The sequence below is a fragment of the Demequina sp. genome (assembly GCF_049841215.1).
GTDB lineage: Bacteria > Actinomycetota > Actinomycetes > Actinomycetales > Demequinaceae > Demequina.
The window spans coordinates 185,888-202,925 of sequence record NZ_JASGEO010000014.1 but is presented as its reverse complement, the minus strand read 5'-3'; the positions used below and the strand labels follow the sequence as shown (position 1 = coordinate 202,925).

The following is a 17,038-nucleotide window of genomic DNA, read 5'->3' as shown; positions in this document are numbered from 1 at the left end:
ACCCCTTCGTTTGGTTGAGCATCTCACTTCAACAACGTGAGCTGCGCACCAAACGGTTGGGGGCAGGAGCGGCGGGGGCTGAGCTCAGCCTTGGAGGTCGATCTTCTTCCACGCGAAGACTGGCGCCTCCACGACTCCGTCTTCGTCCGCGTACATCTCTCCGGCAACTGCGTACATGTCCCAGTCATCGCCCAAGTCCACGCCCGGGCATGCCTCGAAGGCATCGTCGGGAGTGAGCAGGTAGGCAGAGGGGTCGGGGTCCATGCCGTCCTCGTACACGTGGCCCCCTGCGCTTGAGTCGTCAGGAAGTACGCCGACCACGACGCCGTCACGCACCGCGACGAAGCCAAGGCCCCTCGCGAACGCCGCGCCGTCGCCATCGGTCATGATGTAACCGAGATCCCACAGGTCGCGCGGGTCCCCGGGCCACGTAGAGCCAGCACCGGACTGCGGCGGGTCGCTCGCCGCGGGACCGGTGTCAAGGTCCACCTTGAGCACCTCGTCCGCGGTGGCGCGATCCCAGAAGTCATCTCCAATGTTCTCGACAATCCCGTCAATTTCCGCGTTGACTTCCGCCGAAGGCACCGTGGTGACGCTCGTCACCTGGAGATCCGCGTCCCCGTGCTCCTCCGTTGCGATCTCGGCCTTGCAATAGAACGGCGAGTCCACTGCCGCCGCGGGGCTCGTAGTAGGAACCGCCGATTCACTCACGCTGGGCAACACGCTGGGTGACACAGACGCGCTCGGCGAAGCGCTCGGTGCCTGGCTCTCGCACGTCACCGCGCCCTCGGCGTTAACGATGGTGAGTGTTCCGCCGTCAAACATGAACTGCAGCTCGCCCCCGTTGGCAAGACCCATGCTCAACTGTTCGTCCGCCGTAAGTTCAGCGACATCGAACTCAACAGTCTCACCGCTCATGAACGCAAAGGTGAGCGTGGAGCCGTCGAAGTCCGCCTTGGCGAGTTGTTCGCCGTCTTGAAGGAGCAGCCACGAGTCAAGCTCTGTGCCTCCGGCGCCTGGAATCTGGCTGCCATTGGGGTCGGCGCTTGCGGGCCCAGGCGTCACCACGTCCTCAAGATCGTTAATGGGCATCGCTGTCACGCCCTCTGGCGCTTGCACTCCACCACCCTCGGGCAAGAGCAGTCGAGCTCCCGACTCGAGCACAAGTTCCGTGCGCCCGTCGGTGGTCTCAAACGTTGTGAGGGAGCCGTCCATGTTCCGTGCCCTGGGATTGCCGTCGGCGTCCCAGTCCACGAAGTAGACGTAACTCGTCGCCTCGTCGATGATGCCGAACCCTGGCGGCGTGGGAAGCACGAATGGCTTCGCGACAACGACACCTGGGGTCGGAGTGCAGAGCTCTTCGCCTCCGCCCGCAGGCGAGCCAAGCACAAACCCACTCCACGGCACCTGCCCGGCACCAAAGGCGACGGCCCCAACGCCCACCAGAGACGCGCCACCGATACCCGCAGACCTGGCGGCACGGCGTCGGGCAATGCGCCCCTTCACCGCGCCAAACCGGGCGTCGGCGTACTCGCCGCCGTTGAACCTCATCGAATCCACATCTACTGCGGCGTCAAGCCGCGCGTGCAGTGCTGTCATGGCTTTGCTCCCTTCATCTCCGGCGTGACCACCGGAACCCCCTCCGCCTCGGTTGAGGCATCGACTTCCTCGCCAAGAATCCGCGCCAATTTGCCCGACGCGTCGCTCAAGTACCGCTTCACAGTTCCCTCTGCGACGCCCAGTTGGGCAGAAATCTGCGGCACCGTGAGGTCGTCATAGAAGCGCAGCACAACGCAGGCCCGCTCCTGTGGCGGCAGGGCGGCAAGCGCGGCGCGGACATCCATGACGACGTCACGGTCCGTTGTTAAGACGTGGCGCCCCCCGATCGCCACGTCTCGATCATGAGCCCGCTCAGCGGCCTTGCGCTTGCGGAGCCGGTCAATGAAAACGCTGGGGATGGTGCGGCGCACGTAGGCCTCCGCGAGGTTCGCGTTGTCGAACGCGCGGCCCCTGGAGAAAGAGCGAACCAGCGCGTCCTGGAGCACGTCTTGGGCCTCGGCGTCGTCGCCGGTGAGGAGTGCCGCGTAGGCGAGCAGGCGGGGCGCGCGCTCACGCATCACCTCATCGAGCACCGGTTCCCAGCGAGCCATGCGTCCTCCCCAATTGCAAAGTCTGTCTGAAGAACGCAGCGGGAATCATGAATCGTTGGGTGGAAGCGCGCCGCCACGACAAACGTCGGAACCACTACGAGGCTTTTTTCGGCTGAGGTGCCAGCGAAATGCCGAGATAGTGGTTCAGACGTTTGTGGCGGCGACATTGCGGGCGGTCCAGTCGTTACTGTGTCCGTGACCATGGACACCGCTGTTGCTTCGCAAGGGCCCGACGCTGGGGCGGCTCTCCCCTCGCGTCGCCGCTTGCGTGCCGAGATTCTCATCGTGCTGGGGTTGTCGCTTGGCAAGAGCGGCATTTACGCGATTGTGAAACTCGCCGAGCGGTACGCCGCGGAGACCCCCGTGGGCGATCAGGCCACGACGATCAACCCGTCCCGCTCCAGCATCGACATCTTTGACCTCATCTACCAGGTGCTATCCATCACGTTCGCGCTCGTGCCCGTGGCGCTGGCCATCTACTTGCTCGGCTCACACGGAACCCGCGCCACCCGCATCCTTGGGCTCGTGGGGCCCGCGCGCGCGTGGTGGAAGGACGTGGGCCTCGGCGCCGTCCTGGCCGCGTGCATCGGCATCCCCGGTCTCGGCGTCTACTACCTTGGCCGCGCGATTGGCCAGAACGTGCACATCGACACCTCCGGACTTCCGGAGTCCTGGTGGGCGTCCACCGTGTTGCTCACCGCCGCGGCCGCGGCCGCGATCCTCGAGGAGACCATCGTGGTGGGCTACCTCGTGACGCGACTGGAGCAGTTGAAGTGGTCGCTGCCGGCGATCCTTATCGCCTCGGCGCTGCTGCGCGGCTCGTACCACCTCTACCAAGGCTGGCCCATGGCGCTCGGCAATGTGGCGATGGGCCTGGTGTTCGCCTGGGTCTTCTACAAGCGCCGCCGTCTGATGCCGCTGATGGTCGCGCACTTCCTGCTCGACTTCGTGAGCTTCGTCGGCCCCGAAGTAGTGCCGCACGAGTGGCTCGTTGCGCTCGGCCTGGTTTAGGGCACGTCCGCATAGACTCCCCCTATGGCCGCCGATGCTGACGCAACTGCGCGCGCTCAGGTGACCCCAGCGTCGGGCATAGAAAAGCCCCAGCAAGCGGTGCAGGTGATCGATTCCCCGCTCACCAGAGTGCATCGCTTCACCGATCTCATCTCGCTAATTGCGACGTCGCTAGGCATTGCGCTGACCCTGCTGATTTCGGCGTATGCGCAAGAAACGTCGGCGGGCATTACCGAGGACATCCAGGGGGTGTCGTCGTTCGTGCAGCGGCTGCTCGTGGCGCCGGTCAACATCATCAGCGGCATCATCACGATCGTCATCCCTGGGTACGTGATCATCGCGCTCGCGATTCGCAAGGAGCCGCGACGAATCCTCGAGATCATCGGGGCGTCCGTGGTGGGCTTCATGCTCACCGGAATTGCCGCCTTGCTGTTGCTCAGCTTTGCCTCCGAGCCGCTGCTCTCGTCGCTGTCCATTCGAAATGCCGACGGCACCACGAGCCTGCAGTTGCCCGCCTATATCTCGGCGGTGTCGGCGATGGTGACGGCGTCGGGGACGCGACTAGGTGGGCGGACGACCACGTGGTCATGGACGCTGCTGTGGGTGGGGTCCGCGATCGGCGTGGTCACCGGAATCGTCACGGCGCCTGCGGCGATCCTGACGATCCTCATCGGCCGCGTTGCTGGCCTTGCGGCTCGCTATGCGGTGGGCTCGAACGCCGACCGCGCCTACGGCGACGCGCTCGTGGACGGGATTCGGCGGGCAGGGTTTGAGCCGCGACGACTCGTGCGCGCCGACGCTACGAACAACTACACGCCCGAGGGCATCGACCCCATGACGGCGGCCATTGCGCGCTCGCGCGCGGCCCGCATCTACGCCATCACTACGCGCGAGAACCACCACCTCATCGGCGTGGCGATCGACGGTGATCAGCATGCAGCGGGCTTCCTCACCAAGCTGTGGGGCACGCTGCGGCTGCGCGGCATCAACACGCGAGCGGATGTGTCGCTGCGGGCGAGCGCCCAGGCCACCGCGTTGGTCAGTCACGCCGCGCGCACAGCGGGGGTTCGCACCTCGCGAGTGCTTGGGATGGCGGCCGCTCGCGACACCTTCATCACGGTGTACCAGCGGCCCCCGGTCGCGACAACCGTTGCGCAGGCCTCTGCGGAGGACATGACCGACGCCGTGCTCGACGCCCTGTGGAACCAGGTGGAGGTGGCGCACAGCGCCAACATCGCGCACCGCAACCTGTCATCGGAGACGGTGCTCGTCTCCGGGGAGCAGGAGGCGGACGATCCGTCCGTGTGGCTCACCGCCTGGGACCTTGGCGAAGTGGCCGCCTCCGACCTTGCGATTCGCATCGACCGCGCGCAGGTGCTCGCGATGCTCGCGACCAAAGTAGGGGTGGAGCGAGCGCTCGCCTCGGCCTTCCGCTGCCTGTCCAGCGAAGAGGTGGAGCAGTTCGCGCCGCTCATCCAGCCAGTTGCGCTTCCTGGCGTGACGCGCGCCGAGCTCAAGGCGGCCAGGCCGGTCAAGCTGCTCGAAGAGCTGCGCGAAGGCATCCTCAACAAGCTGCCCGATGCCAACGTGGACACGCAGAACATCACGCGCTTTGGCGCCCGCACCATCATCACCGCGGTGCTCGCGATCGTCGCGATCGTGGTGATGGCCGGTTTCAACACCACGGAACTCATCACCGCCCTGCGAGACGCGAACCTGTGGTGGCTGCTGGCGGCACTCGTGTGGAGCTTCGCCACGTATGTGGGTGCGGCGCTGACTCTCATGGCATTCAGCCCTGTGCGTCTGCCGTTCATCAGTGCGTTCCTTGCGCAGGTGGCCGCGACCTACGTGGCCCTTGCCGCCCCTGCCGGGGTGGGGCCTGCGGCCCTCAACATGCGGATGCTGTCTCGCCGCGGGGTGGCGACACCGCTTGGCCTCGCGACCGTGGCGCTCATTCAGGTGAGCTCCGTGGTGGTCACGGTGATTGGCCTCGTAACGCTGACGCTGCTGACCGGCTCGCCGGACACTCTGGCGAATCTGCCCTCGACCGCCGTGCTCATCGGCGTGGGCATCACGATCGTGGTGTTGGCGCTCGCACTACTGGTTCCCCGCGTGCGCAAGTTCGCGCTGGGCAAGGTCATGCCCGTCGTGAGCCAGACGTGGCCCCGACTGTCCCAAGTGCTTAGCAAGCCGTGGCGGCTTGGTCTTGGCCTGGGCGGAAACCTGCTCATGACCGTGGGCTACATCGGCGCGTTCTACGCCTCCCTCGAGGCGTTTGGCCAGTCTGTCAAGATCGTGGACTTGGCGATCGTGTTCTTCATCGGAAACGCCGTTGGCGCCGTCGTGCCAACTCCCGGCGGTGTTGGGCCAGTCGAACTCGCGCTCACCGCAGCGCTCACGAGCCTTGGCATTCCGTATGGTGTCGCGTTCTCCGCAGTGCTGATCTACCGCTTCATCACGCACTTCCTGAACATCCCGCTTGGGTACATCTCGATGAAGTACTTGGAGCGTAAGGGCGAGGTATAGCGCTCAGCCAGCCGTAGCGTCGGGCAGATGCCTGCGCCCCCCTTACATACCCGACGGCATGTTGGCGAAGTGCGCCACGTCCTTGCGGAAGGCCACGGCGATGGTGGCGGTGGGGCCGCCGCGGTGCTTGGCGACGATGAAGTCGGCCTCGCCGGGGCGGGCCTCGTAGTCGTAGGCGTCCTCGCGGTGCAGGAGGATGACGATGTCGGCGTCTTGCTCGATGGAGCCGGATTCGCGCATGTCGGAGAGCATGGGCTTCTTGTCGCCGCGCTGCTCGGGTCCACGGTTGAGCTGGGAGATCGCGATGACGGGGACGTTGATCTCCTTGGCGAGCAACTTGAGGGCGCGGGAGAACTCGCTGACCTCTTGCTGGCGGGACTCGACCTTGCGGCCAGAGCTCATGAGTTGCAAGTAGTCGATGACGACCAGTTGGAGGTCGTGCTGCTGCTTGAGGCGGCGGCACTTGGCGCGGATCTCCATGAGCGACATGTTGGGGCTGTCGTCGATGTAGAGCGGCGCCTTGGCCACGCGCGCGGCGTGGGTGGCGAGCGCCTCCCAGTCGTTGGGGCCCATGGGTCCCTTGGTGAGCTTGGTGAGCTTCACGCCCGACTCCGCGGACAGCATGCGCTTGGTGATTTCCTCGCGGCTCATCTCGAGGGAGAAGATGACCGACGCCTTGCCCGCACCGATCGACGCGGCGCGCGCGATGTCGAGGCCGAGCGTGGACTTACCGATGGCGGGACGAGCCGCGATGACGATCATCTGGCCGCCCTGGAAGCCGCCCGTGAGGTCGTTGAGTTCGTCGAAGCCGGTGGGTACGCCGCGCAGGGAGCCGTCGTGCTTGGAGGCCGCCTCGACCTCCTCGAGCGTGCGCTCGATGAGGTCGCCCACCGCGAGGTAGTCCTCGGAGTTACGCCGCTCGGTGACCGCGAAGATCTCCGCCTGCGCGCCGTCGACGACGTCGTCAACCTCGGTGCCGTCGGCGTCGTAGCCCATGTTGGCGATGCGCGTGCCGGCCTCAACGAGGCGACGCAGGATGGACTGCTCGCGCACCAGGCGCGCGTAGTAACCGGCCGACGCTGCGGAGGGTACGGCGGCAATAAGGGTATGGAGGTACTCGGCTCCACCAACCCGTGAGATCTGGCCGCTCTTCTGGAGCTCGGCGCCCACGGTGAGGGCGTCCACCGGGTCACCGGAGTTGTAGAGCTTGACCGCGGTGTCGAAGATGGTCTCGTGCGCCGGGCGGTAGAAGTCATCGCCGCGCACCACCTCGACGACGTCCGCCATCGCGTCCTTGGAGAGCATCATCGCGCCCAACACGGACTGCTCCGCGTCGACGTTCTGCGGCGGCACGCGGTCATACGTGGCGGGGCGCGAGCCGTACGCCGCTGCCAACTCATCGACCGACATGGGACACCGCCTCGCGCATCATTTCTCCCTCACCCTCGGACCTTCGCGCCTGTCTGCCTACAGTGTTGCTCCGGGGTCTGACACGCGAGAGTATCGCGGTCGCGTGGCGGCCACGACCGGAGTGCTTACGGGCCTGTGAGTTACTGCGAATTTCTCGTGGACAGCCGGTGGATGACGTGTGCAGACGCCACCGAGGGCGCTGTGGAAACTTGTGTGAATTACTCGGGGGAGTATGGCGTATTAGGGCGTTTACCTGGGGTTTTACCGAACGTCGCTATGGGGATAAACCTGAGGTTGAAGTTCTCGGCGTGTCGCGCGTCGGGCGTGTCGCGGCTTGCGCGGCGAGGTGAAATGTGCCTCCTGTGCTGGTCCCTCATCGTGCCGCCATCGTGCCTGGTTGAGGTGGTGTGGTGCGGGTGGTGGCGCACCTAGCGCCGCCGTCGCGACGCGAGTCGTGGCGCACCTAGCGCCGCCGTCGCGACGCCAGTCCGGATCCCTCCTCGCACCTCGTGACGCCGCCGCCGCGCCTCGCGACGCCGGGCCGCGCGCTCCCTGAGTCCCTGAGTGCTCGATCTCGGCCAGATCCGACACTCACGCACTCACAGAGCGCAGCGGCTGGAGGCGGAGGCGGGTTCGGCTGGGGGCGAAACGGGAGGCGAGCGGGAGGGGAGCGGGCGGGGCCTGCGGCTCGCTCGCACACTCCCTGAGTGCCTGGGTGCTCGATCTCGGCCAGAACCGACACTCACGCACTCAAGGGGTGTAGCGCGCCTGGGCGCCGGGCAGACGCAGCAGCCCAGGGCAGATGCAGCAAGGCCCGACTCCCCGGCGCCTTTTGAACGGCGCAGGGAAGCCGGGCCTCACCAGCAGTCTGAACAGCCTTACTTGGCTGCGACCACCTGAACGTCCACGGTCGCCACGACGCCGTCGTGGAGCGAGACCTTCACCTGGTAGTCGCCAACAGCCTTGATGGGCTGGGCGATCTGGATGCGACGCTTGTCTACGGCGGCACGCGAACCGATCGCCTCGGCGATGTCACCGGTGGTGACGGCGCCGAACAGGCGACCGGACTCGCCGGCCTTCGCGGACACGACCACGGGCGACGCCTGGAGCGCCGAACGTGCAGCCTGAGCGTCCTCGACGGAAGCGAGCTCGCGAGCGCGGCGCGCCTTGCGCATCGCCTCGATGGACTTCTCGGCACCCGCGGACCATGGCGTGGCCAGCTTGCGGGGGACGAGGAAGTTGCGTGCGTAACCGTCCTTGACGTCAACGACGTCACCGGCAACGCCGAGGCCGTTGACCTCGTGCGTGAGGATTACCTTTGCCATAAGAGCACGCCCCCGATCAGCGGCCGGAGCCGGCGTAGGGGAGAAGCGCCATCTCGCGCGCCACCTTGATGGCACGGGCGATGTCACGCTGCTCCTGGACGGAGACACCGGTGACGCGACGCGAACGGATCTTGCCGCGGTCAGAGATGAACTTGCGAAGCAGCGCGGTGTCCTTGTAGTCAATTGTGGAGACCTTGGCGGCCTTCAGCGGGTTGACCTTCTTGCGCGGCTTGCGAATGTCGTTCTTAGCCATGTTGAAACTCCTGAAGAAGATAGAAAGAAGATTTAGAACGGGGGTTCGTCAGACGCCGGGGCGGATGCCCACGGGTCGTTTGCCGATCCACCAGCTGGGGCCTGCGAATAGCCGCCGCCACCGCCAAAGCTGCCACCGCCGTCGGGCCCCCCAGAACGCTGGGTACGGTTCACCTTTGCGGTGGCGTAACGCAGCGAGGGACCAACTTCGTCGACCTGCATTTCGGTAACGGTGCGCTTCTCGCCGTTGGCCTCCCACGACCTCGACACCAGGCGGCCCGTCACGATGACGCGCATGCCTTTGGTCAGCGACTCGGCCACGTTTTCCGCGGCCTCGCGCCACAGGGAGCAGCGCATGAACAGGGTCTCGCCGTCCTTCCACTCGTTCGACTGACGGTCAAACGTGCGGGGAGTGGACGCCACCGTGAAGTTCACTACGGCCGCACCGGACTGGATGAATCGCAGTTCGGGGTCGCCCGTGAGGTTGCCAACCACGGTGATTTGAGTGTCGCCTGCCATGTGAGTTCCCTTTGGTTGTGGGTTGTGTCTGGACTAGTGAGCGTCCGGACGCAGCAGCTTGGTGCGAAGAATCGACTCGTTGAGGCCCAGCTGACGCTCGAGCTCCTTGGCCGTGGCGGACTCCGAGGTGAAGTTGATCACCGCGTAGATGCCGTCTGCCTTCTTCTTGATCGGATACGCGAGACGACGACGGCCCCAGATGTCGAGCTTGTCGACCGTGCCGCTGTCTCCCGTGATCACCGTCAGGTACTTCTCAAGCGACGGCTGAACCGTGCGCTCTTCTACCTCAGGGTCAAGAATGACCATCATTTCGTACTGACGCATTGATACCCACCTCCTCTGGACTCATGCGGCCACGGACTTTCCGTGGCAGGAGGGTGTCGTCATGTGGCAATTGCCACCGAACAAGGGTACCGGGCGGCGGCGACATTAGCGAATGAGGATGCCCGACGCTGTGGATAAGTCCCGTACGCCGCCCACCCGGGCCTCCGAATGGGTTCTGGTTCCGGCTATAGGGGCCAATAGCCTGACTCAAGACCCATTCGGGGCTGGGGGATCGTGCGGGAGGCCCCACATGACCCCCGACTAGACTCAACTCGCACCCAGACAGTTAGGAACAGCGTGAAGCCTGTGCTCCTTGTCGGCCTCGGCGGCGACATCGGCGTCTACGCGTTCCTGCGCGCCGCCCACGAACGCTACGGCTGGCGCCCCACGGTCCTGTCGCAGAACACCACCACGTTTGGCCGCTACTCCACTCTGGGCGATTGGCTCATCGAGCCCAACATCCACACCCCGGCCGTCCTCATCGAGCGCCTCAACCAGCTCGCCAAGGACCACACAGAGCACGACCTCATGCTCTTCACCAACCTCGATTGGCACGTGCGCGCGCTCGCGCAGCACCGCGCAGACCTCGACCCCCGCTGGGTGGTGCCCCTGTGCGACCTCGCCACCTTCGACCTCGTGAGTTCCAAGGTCGCGTTCGCCGCCGCCGCCAAAGCCGTGGGCGTCCGCACCCCGCTCACCATTGACGTGGTTTTCCGGCCCGACGCTGTGGGCACCCCCGCGCGCGACGTCGCCTCCCGCATCGAGGAGTTGGGCATCCAGTTCCCCGTCATTGGCAAGCCCGCGATCAGTGCGGACTGGTTCCAGGCGCACTTCCCCGGCAAGGCCAAGATCCACCACTTCGAGTCCCTGGCAGAACTCACCACAGTCCTGGAGCACCTGGACACACTCCAGTACCCCAGCGAGTTCTTGCTCCAGGAGTTCATCCCGGGCGACGAGACGCACATGCGCTCCCTCACCGCCTACCGGGACTCCAAAGGAGAGATCACGCTGCTCGCCGGCGGCCAGGTGCTGCTCGAAGAGCACACCCCCGGCACCATCGGCATACCCGCCGCGATCCTCACGGGCGAGGACGCCGATGCCTTCGCGGACGCGAGCCGCATCCTGGACCACACCAACTACTTTGGCTTCGCCAACTTTGACTACAAGATCCACTCGGGCACGGGCGAGCGCGTGTTCTTTGAGCAGAACCCCCGAATCGGTCGCAACAACTACTACGTGACGGCCGCGGGTGTGAACGTGGCTCAGATCGCCGTGCAGGATCTGCTCCCACATCAGGAGCAGGAGCCGGCCAAGGCGCACACGGTCACCACGGAGATCCTCTACTCCGTGGTCCCCTACAAACTGCTCACTCACTACCTGCTTGACCCCGCGCTCCGCGAGCGTGTGGACAAAGCCAAGCAGCGCAGCGGACTGTTCCACCCGCTCAGGTACCGCAAGGGCGATGGCTCGCTGAAGCGTCGGGCATATGTACGGGCGCTGGACTGGCGGCTCACGCGCAAGTACAAGGAGTTTTACCCCAACGCCACGGACAGCGGGTTCTGATGGCGGCGCCGTTCGCGCACCTCGTTGAGGGCAAGAACCTGCTGCCCGTGATCCTGGGCGGGGATATCGGCGGGTACTCGCTCGCGCGCGCGTTCCACGAGGCGTTTGGGGTGAAGTCGATCATCATGTCGACGGCGCTTGGCGGCACGGTGCGGGACAGCGCCATCGTCATCAACGTCGTGGAGCCGGGGATGGACTCGCCTGAGGTCGCCGTGGCGGCGCTCAAGCGCATTGCCGCCGCTCATCCCGGGGCCGCGCTCATCGCGATGGGCAGCGCGGACTGGCTGGTGCGGATCCTCGTGGAGAACCGCGAGCAGCTGCCCGAGTACGTCGTCCCCTACGTGGACAAGGAGCTGCTGGATCGTGTCACGTCCAAGGAGGCGTTCGCGGAACTGTGCGTGGAGTACGGGCTGGCACACCCGCGCACGGTGGTCGTTTCGCTTGGCTCCGGGGTGCCCGACGCTGGGGCCGGGTTGTTCTCGGAGTTGACGTTTCCTGTGGTGGCCAAGGCGGCCGACTCTGGCGCATTCCACGCGGTGGAGTTCGCAGGCAAGGAGAAGGTTGCGTACGTGGCCTCGCCCGCCGAGCTGGTGGACCTGTTGGGGCGGGTGGTTGAGGCGGGGTATCGGGACGCGTTCATCGTGCAGGACTTCATCCCTGGCGACGATGCGGGTTTGAGGATTTTCAACACGTACTGCTCTAGCGCTGGCGCCGTGGAGTGGACGGTCTACGGGCACGTGCTGCTGCAGGAGCACACGCCGTCCACGGTGGGGAACTCGTCGATTGTGCTGACCGAGCCCGCCCCCGCCGCGATCGAGCCGTTCCTGCGACTTCTTGAGGGCATTGGGTGGCGCGGGTTTGCCAGCCCAGATATGAAAGTGGATCCGCGCACCGGCGAGCTGGTGTTCTTTGAGCTCAATCCGCGGTTGTCTCGCTCCAACTACTTTGTGACGGCATCCGGGGTGAACCCGGCCGTGGCGTATGTGCGGGACTGGCTGCTGGGGCTGCCCCCCTCAGAAGAGGAGTGCGGCGGGCCGCAGAAGCAGGCGGTGTTCACGGTGGTGCCGCGGTGGATCATGGATCGGTATGTCATCGATGCGGATATCCGCGCGCGGGTGAAGGCGTTGCGGCGCTCTGGATCTGTGAAGAACCCCTTGTGGAACCCTGCTGAGCGTCATCCGCGCCGGCTCGCGTATGTGGCCGCACACCAGCTGAATCAGATCCGGAAGTACCGGACGTTCTATCCGCGGTCTGTACAGGCCGCGGAGCGCGAAGCGATCGAGGGGATGCCGTTTCCGCGGGGGAGCAACGCCTAACCCCTACGGCGCAGGCGTCGCAGTCGGCTCCGGCGTCACGCTCGGCTCCGGCTCACTCGTCTCGGTCGGCTCGGGCTCCGGCTCCGTCGTCTCCGTCGGCTTCGGTGTAGAAGACGGCGTCACCGACGGCGACGGCGTGGTCACCGGCACGTAGCCAATGTTCGCGCGCGGCGGGAACTTCTCGATGTCCGTGCCCTTGAGGATGGGCGCCATCATCCACGTGAACACGCGGGCGGGTACCGATCCACCGGTGATCTGGTCAAAGCCACCGAACGTGGTGATGCTCTCCGCAGAGCCGTCCTCACCCACCTGGTACAGCGCAACGGCGCCCACCACGGAGGGCGTGAAGCCCACAAACCACGCCGACTTGTTGTCGTTCGACGTACCTGTCTTGCCAGCCACGGGACGCCCCAGCTCCTTCACATAGGAACCAGAGCCCTTCTCCACCACCTGCGTCATGGCGTAGGTAGCGTCGGCGATGACGTCGGCGCTGAACTGCGCCTCCTCAACCACCTTGTGCTCGTACACGGTGTTGCCCTCGGCGTCCACGACGCTGGCCACGATGTACGGCTCGGTGCGCACACCGTTGTTGGCGATGGTCGCGTAGGCGCGCGCCATATCCAGCACGTGCGGGGACGCGGTGCCAAGTACGTTGGCCGCGTTGTTCGTCAAACCAGCCGTGTCCTCAGGCAAACCGGCCCTTATCGCCACGTCCTGCACAGCGTCGGGCCCTACCTCCTGGCCAAGCTGCGCGTACACAGTGTTCACCGAGTACGCGGTGGCCGTGGTGAGGTCGATGCGGCCAAAGCTGTCGTTGTCGAAGTTGCGCACCTTGTTCTCGAAGCCGGGAACTGTCATGAGGTTCTTGCCCGAGTACTTGGTCTTGAGCGAGATGTCATCCTCAAGCGCCGCGATGAGCGCGAAAGGCTTGAACGTGGAGCCGGCCTGCGCGATGTCTTGGGTCACCGCGTTGCGCTGACGCTCCAGGTAGTCCGCGCCGCCATACATAGACAAGATCGCGCCGGTCTTGGGGTCAAGCGTGACGGCGCCCACCTGCAGGTTGTCCGCGTGGTCGTCCGGGATCTTCTTGACGGCCTTGACCGTGGCGTTCTGGGCCTTCTTGTCGATGGTCGTGACGACCGTGTAGCCCATGGACTCGATCTCTTCTTGGGTGATGCCGGTTACCGACTCCACCTCCTTGAGCGCGTAGCTCAAGAGATACCCCTGGGTGCCGCCGTAGGTGTCCTTACTGGCGTACTCGATGGTCTCGGGGAACACCGCCGCATTGCGCTGGGCCGCAGTGATGTAGCCCTCCTCCTCCATGGAGTTAAGCACGTAGTTCCAGCGACGCTCGGCGTCCTCGGGAGAGATGCGGGGGTCCCACGCGGACGGCGCGGGGATGATGCCCACGAGCAGCGCGGTCTCGTCCACGGTGAGATCCGCGGCGCCCTTGCCAAAGTACTGACGAGCCGCGGCCTCGATGCCATACGCACCCCTACCGAAGTAGATGGTGTTCATGTAGTTGCCGAGGACCTCGTCCTTCTCCTGCTCGTTGTCGATCTTGTACGCGAGCAGCGCCTCATCGATCTTGCCCTTGATGGACGTGGTGGTGGAGCCCACGTAGTACCGCTCCACGTACTGCTGGGTGATGGTGGAACCACCCTGCTTCTTGCCCAGCACCACGGTCTTGAACAGCGCGCGGCCGGTGCCCATGAAGTCGATGCCGTGGTTGGTATAGAACGTCTTGTCCTCCGACGCCACAAACGCCAGCGGCACGTAGTCCGGCAGCGTGGAGATGTCGATGATCTTGCGGTCGGCGACGCCGAGGCGTCCCATCTCGGTCTTGCCGTCTGCGTAGTAAATGGTGGAGGTCTGCGCCATCGCGAACTCCGACGGCTCCGGCACGTCCAGCATCGTGTACCGTATCGCGAGCCCGAGGAAGCCCAGGATCATCGCCGCGCACCCCGCGATGAGCACGCCAAGGCCAAGGCGCTTAGCCACGCGCTTCCACTTGGGGCCCTCTGGCTGCTTCTTGCCGTTCTTGGTGGGGGGCTTGGGGCCGCCTCCATTGGTAAAGCTGCCCGACGGCACTGGCGCCTTGGGTGCCGACGCGTGGGTAGTCGCGGGCTTGGTTGAGCGACGAACGGGCTGGTTGGTGGCCTGCTTGGGGGTCGACGCAGAGCGCGTCGAGACACGCTGCGGAGCCTTGCGCTGGTCAGTCACGAGAGTTTCCCTCAGTAGAAGTTGGTGGATGTGCTGCGCGGGACACTGCGCGGCGTTCTGCGTACCTAACGCTCAAGGCGGCTGGAAAGTGCCCCGGTCATCCTGCGCGGAGTTGCAGGACCTAGGTACTGCGATCCGCTTCGCGGCCGCAGCATGACGAGGAGCTTTCCCCGTCAATTTGCGCGACCCCTTGCTTGTGTCTATTCTATTCGATGTATCGACGCGATACAACTAGGTGTTATAGCGAGCAGAAGGGAATGGCCATGGCGAAGACCGACGTGTTGAACCTTGCCATCCTCGGCATGCTCGCCGAGCAGCCCCTGCACGGCTACCAGATTCGCAAGCTTCTTGGTGCCGAGCTGGGCCCGTTCCGTGCCCTGAGCTACGGCTCGCTGTATCCGGCGCTCAAGCGCATGGAGGCAGAGGGGCTGATTACCCTCGCTGAGGATGAAGGCGACGGTCGCGGCTCGCGCCGCTCCCGGATCGCCTACGCCCTCACCCCCGCAGGCAAGGCCGCCCTCGACGCCGAACTGGCGTCTTCCGGCGCGCACTCCTGGGACGACGATGCGTTCGACGTGCGCTTCTCGATGTTCGGCAAGACCGACTCGGCGACGCGACTGCGCATCCTCGAGGGCCGCCGCACCCGTTTGGCCGAGAGGCTCGACGAGGTGTCTGCTGCGGCGCGCCGCCAGCGCGACCGCTACGACGCCTACACCGCTGAACTGCAGCGGCACGGGCTGGAGCAGGTGGAGCGCGAGGTCGCCTGGCTGGATCAACTGATCGAAAACGAACGATCCGCGAACAGCGGAACCCCAACCCCGTCCGCTGAGCAAGCGGACAACAACTAAGGAGAACACCATGGCGAAGCTGCGCGTTGCCATCGTCGGCGTGGGCAACTGTGCCACGTCGCTCATCCAGGGCGTCGAGTTCTACAAGAACGCGGCCGCTGGTGACACCGTGCCTGGCCTCATGCACGTCCAGTTTGGCGACTACCACATCTCGGACATCGAGTTCGTGGCGGCGTTCGACGTGGACTCGCTCAAGGTGGGCAAGGAACTCGTTGAGGCCACGCAGGCTTCCGAGAACAACACGATCAAGATCTGCGACGTCCCCAAGACGGACATCCAGGTGCAGCGTGGCCACACCTACGACGGCCTTGGCAAGTACTACCGCCAGACCATCGTCGAGTCCGACGAGAAGCCGGTCGATGTGGTTGCGGTTCTGCGCGAGACCGAGGCCGACGTGCTCGTGTGCTACCTCCCCGTTGGTTCCGAAGAGGCCGCCAAGTTCTACGCGCAGTGCGCGATCGACGCCAAGGTTGCGTTCGTCAACGCGCTTCCGGTGTTCATCGCGTCTGACCCCGAGTGGGCTTCCAAGTTTGAGGCCGCCGGTGTGCCGATCGTCGGCGACGACATCAAGTCCCAGGTGGGCGCCACGATCACGCACCGCGTGCTCGCGAAGCTCTTCGAAGACCGTGGCGTGCGCCTCGACCGCACGTACCAGCTCAACGTGGGCGGCAACATGGACTTCAAGAACATGCTTGAGCGGGACCGCCTCGAGTCCAAGAAGGTCTCCAAGACGCAGGCCGTGACGTCCAACCTCAACTCCGGCCCGCTGTCCGGTGTGAAGGATGACCGCAACGTGCACATCGGCCCTTCCGACTACGTGGCGTGGCTCGACGACCGCAAGTGGGCGTACGTGCGCCTCGAGGGCTCGGCGTTCGGCGAGGTGCCCCTCAACCTTGAGTACAAGCTCGAGGTGTGGGACTCCCCCAACTCGGCCGGCATCATCATCGACGCGATCCGTGCGGCGAAGATCGCTAAGGACCGCGGCGTTGGCGGCCCCATCCTGTCCGCTGCGACGTACTTCATGAAGTCCCCGCCCGTGCAGACCGAGGACACCCTCGGCCGCCAGCACCTTGAGGAGTTCATCGCGGGCTCGCGCGAGCGGTAAAGCCTGACTCACCGCCGCACGTGTGAGGGCGGCGTTGAGTCACACAAGGGCCGGGTTCCTCTGAGGGGGGAACCCGGCCCTTTGCTGTTGCTTGGAGGTGGCACCCAGCCAAGCGCCCAAATGGGTCGTGAGTCTGGCTATACAGCGGACTAGCCGGACTCAGAACCCATTCCGGCCGGGACGGTTAGGTGACCACAGCGTCGGGCACCCCCAGCTAAGCCGCGACCGGTAGCCGTGCGTCCTGGCGGCACCCAGCGCGTCGCATAGCCCGGATGCGACGCCTGCAGGGCCGCCAGCGCGCATTCGCGCAAGGTCGGACGGTTAGGTGACCACAGCGTCGGGCACCCCCAGCTAAGCCGCGGCCGGTAGCCGTGCGTCCTGGCGGCACCCAGCGCGTCGCATAGCCCGGATGCGACGCCTGCAAGGCCGCCAGCGCGCATTCGCGCAAGGTCAGGCGGGTAGACGA

General features: G+C 65.4%; 14 protein-coding genes. 6 read left to right on the top strand and 8 right to left on the bottom strand.

Annotated features, from left to right (window positions below):
• Window positions 1–84: 84 nt before the first annotated feature.
• Together QM618_RS08760 and QM618_RS08755 are read right to left on the bottom strand one after the other, a co-directional pair.
• A complete protein-coding gene (locus tag QM618_RS08760; protein WP_428097176.1) occupies window positions 85–1,599 on the bottom strand; it encodes a hypothetical protein in 1,515 nt (504 codons plus the stop codon).
• Window positions 1,596–2,150, bottom strand: coding sequence for a sigma-70 family RNA polymerase sigma factor (locus QM618_RS08755; RefSeq protein WP_428097173.1), 555 nt, complete (start codon window positions 2,148–2,150; stop codon window positions 1,596–1,598). The genes QM618_RS08760 and QM618_RS08755 overlap by 4 nt, the downstream gene beginning before the upstream one ends.
• 201 nt (window positions 2,151–2,351) lie before the next feature.
• On the opposite strand from QM618_RS08755, the gene QM618_RS08750 reads away from it, so the two are divergent.
• Complete coding sequence (locus QM618_RS08750) at window positions 2,352–3,161, top strand: CPBP family intramembrane glutamic endopeptidase (protein ID WP_428097167.1); 810 nt, start codon at window positions 2,352–2,354, stop codon at window positions 3,159–3,161.
• A gap of 24 nt (window positions 3,162–3,185) precedes the next feature.
• Window positions 3,186–5,687 carry a lysylphosphatidylglycerol synthase transmembrane domain-containing protein gene (locus QM618_RS08745; protein ID WP_428097162.1) on the top strand — a complete coding sequence of 834 codons (2,502 nt, stop codon included), beginning with the start codon at window positions 3,186–3,188 and terminating at the stop codon, window positions 5,685–5,687.
• A 42-nt stretch (window positions 5,688–5,729) separates the two neighbouring features.
• Here QM618_RS08745 and dnaB read toward each other — a convergent pair whose 3' ends face one another.
• The 5 genes from dnaB to rpsF form a co-directional block, all read right to left on the bottom strand.
• Window positions 5,730–7,097, bottom strand: coding sequence for a replicative DNA helicase (gene dnaB, locus QM618_RS08740; protein WP_428097158.1), 1,368 nt, complete (start codon window positions 7,095–7,097; stop codon window positions 5,730–5,732).
• 878 nt (window positions 7,098–7,975) lie between these two features.
• Window positions 7,976–8,422: a 50S ribosomal protein L9 gene (rplI, locus tag QM618_RS08735; protein ID WP_428097156.1), complete on the bottom strand. Its 447-nt coding sequence runs from the start codon at window positions 8,420–8,422 to the stop codon at window positions 7,976–7,978.
• 16 nt (window positions 8,423–8,438) lie between these two features.
• Window positions 8,439–8,675, bottom strand: coding sequence for a 30S ribosomal protein S18 (rpsR, locus tag QM618_RS08730; RefSeq protein WP_428097153.1), 237 nt, complete (start codon window positions 8,673–8,675; stop codon window positions 8,439–8,441).
• 32 nt (window positions 8,676–8,707) lie between these two features.
• On the bottom strand, window positions 8,708–9,193 hold the full coding sequence (locus tag QM618_RS08725; RefSeq protein WP_428097149.1) for a single-stranded DNA-binding protein: 486 nt from the start codon (window positions 9,191–9,193) through the stop codon (window positions 8,708–8,710).
• Between the two features lie 33 nt (window positions 9,194–9,226).
• Window positions 9,227–9,517 (bottom strand): 30S ribosomal protein S6, encoded by a 291-nt coding sequence (gene rpsF / locus QM618_RS08720; protein WP_428097146.1) that lies wholly within the window; start codon window positions 9,515–9,517, stop codon window positions 9,227–9,229.
• Window positions 9,518–9,814: 297 nt separating this feature from the next.
• On the opposite strand from rpsF, the gene QM618_RS08715 reads away from it, so the two are divergent.
• Both QM618_RS08715 and QM618_RS08710 read left to right on the top strand, forming a co-directional pair.
• On the top strand, window positions 9,815–11,080 hold the full coding sequence (locus QM618_RS08715; RefSeq protein WP_428097142.1) for a carboxylate--amine ligase: 1,266 nt from the start codon (window positions 9,815–9,817) through the stop codon (window positions 11,078–11,080).
• Window positions 11,080–12,396 carry a carboxylate--amine ligase gene (locus QM618_RS08710; protein ID WP_428097139.1) on the top strand — a complete coding sequence of 439 codons (1,317 nt, stop codon included), beginning with the start codon at window positions 11,080–11,082 and terminating at the stop codon, window positions 12,394–12,396. The genes QM618_RS08715 and QM618_RS08710 overlap by 1 nt, the downstream gene beginning before the upstream one ends.
• 3 nt (window positions 12,397–12,399) lie before the next feature.
• Here QM618_RS08710 and QM618_RS08705 read toward each other — a convergent pair whose 3' ends face one another.
• A complete protein-coding gene (locus QM618_RS08705) occupies window positions 12,400–14,619 on the bottom strand; it encodes a transglycosylase domain-containing protein (RefSeq protein ID WP_428097136.1) in 2,220 nt (739 codons plus the stop codon).
• A gap of 263 nt (window positions 14,620–14,882) precedes the next feature.
• On the opposite strand from QM618_RS08705, the gene QM618_RS08700 reads away from it, so the two are divergent.
• Entirely contained in the window at window positions 14,883–15,467 is a 585-nt protein-coding gene (locus QM618_RS08700; RefSeq protein ID WP_428097133.1) for a PadR family transcriptional regulator, read from the top strand.
• Window positions 15,468–15,477: 10 nt separating this feature from the next.
• Window positions 15,478–16,572: an inositol-3-phosphate synthase gene (locus QM618_RS08695; RefSeq protein WP_428097129.1), complete on the top strand. Its 1,095-nt coding sequence runs from the start codon at window positions 15,478–15,480 to the stop codon at window positions 16,570–16,572.
• Window positions 16,573–17,038: the final 466 nt, after the last annotated feature.

Coding starts and splice junctions, on each gene's coding strand:
- QM618_RS08760 (WP_428097176.1), bottom strand. CDS start 1,599: ATGACAGCACTGCACGCGCGGCTTGACGCCGCAGTAGATGTGGATTCG.
- QM618_RS08755 (WP_428097173.1), bottom strand. CDS start 2,150: ATGGCTCGCTGGGAACCGGTGCTCGATGAGGTGATGCGTGAGCGCGCG.
- QM618_RS08750 (WP_428097167.1), top strand. CDS start 2,352: ATGGACACCGCTGTTGCTTCGCAAGGGCCCGACGCTGGGGCGGCTCTC.
- QM618_RS08745 (WP_428097162.1), top strand. CDS start 3,186: ATGGCCGCCGATGCTGACGCAACTGCGCGCGCTCAGGTGACCCCAGCG.
- dnaB (WP_428097158.1), bottom strand. CDS start 7,097: ATGTCGGTCGATGAGTTGGCAGCGGCGTACGGCTCGCGCCCCGCCACG.
- rplI (WP_428097156.1), bottom strand. CDS start 8,422: ATGGCAAAGGTAATCCTCACGCACGAGGTCAACGGCCTCGGCGTTGCC.
- rpsR (WP_428097153.1), bottom strand. CDS start 8,675: ATGGCTAAGAACGACATTCGCAAGCCGCGCAAGAAGGTCAACCCGCTG.
- QM618_RS08725 (WP_428097149.1), bottom strand. CDS start 9,193: ATGGCAGGCGACACTCAAATCACCGTGGTTGGCAACCTCACGGGCGAC.
- rpsF (WP_428097146.1), bottom strand. CDS start 9,517: ATGCGTCAGTACGAAATGATGGTCATTCTTGACCCTGAGGTAGAAGAG.
- QM618_RS08710 (WP_428097139.1), top strand. CDS start 11,080: ATGGCGGCGCCGTTCGCGCACCTCGTTGAGGGCAAGAACCTGCTGCCC.
- QM618_RS08700 (WP_428097133.1), top strand. CDS start 14,883: ATGGCGAAGACCGACGTGTTGAACCTTGCCATCCTCGGCATGCTCGCC.
- QM618_RS08695 (WP_428097129.1), top strand. CDS start 15,478: ATGGCGAAGCTGCGCGTTGCCATCGTCGGCGTGGGCAACTGTGCCACG.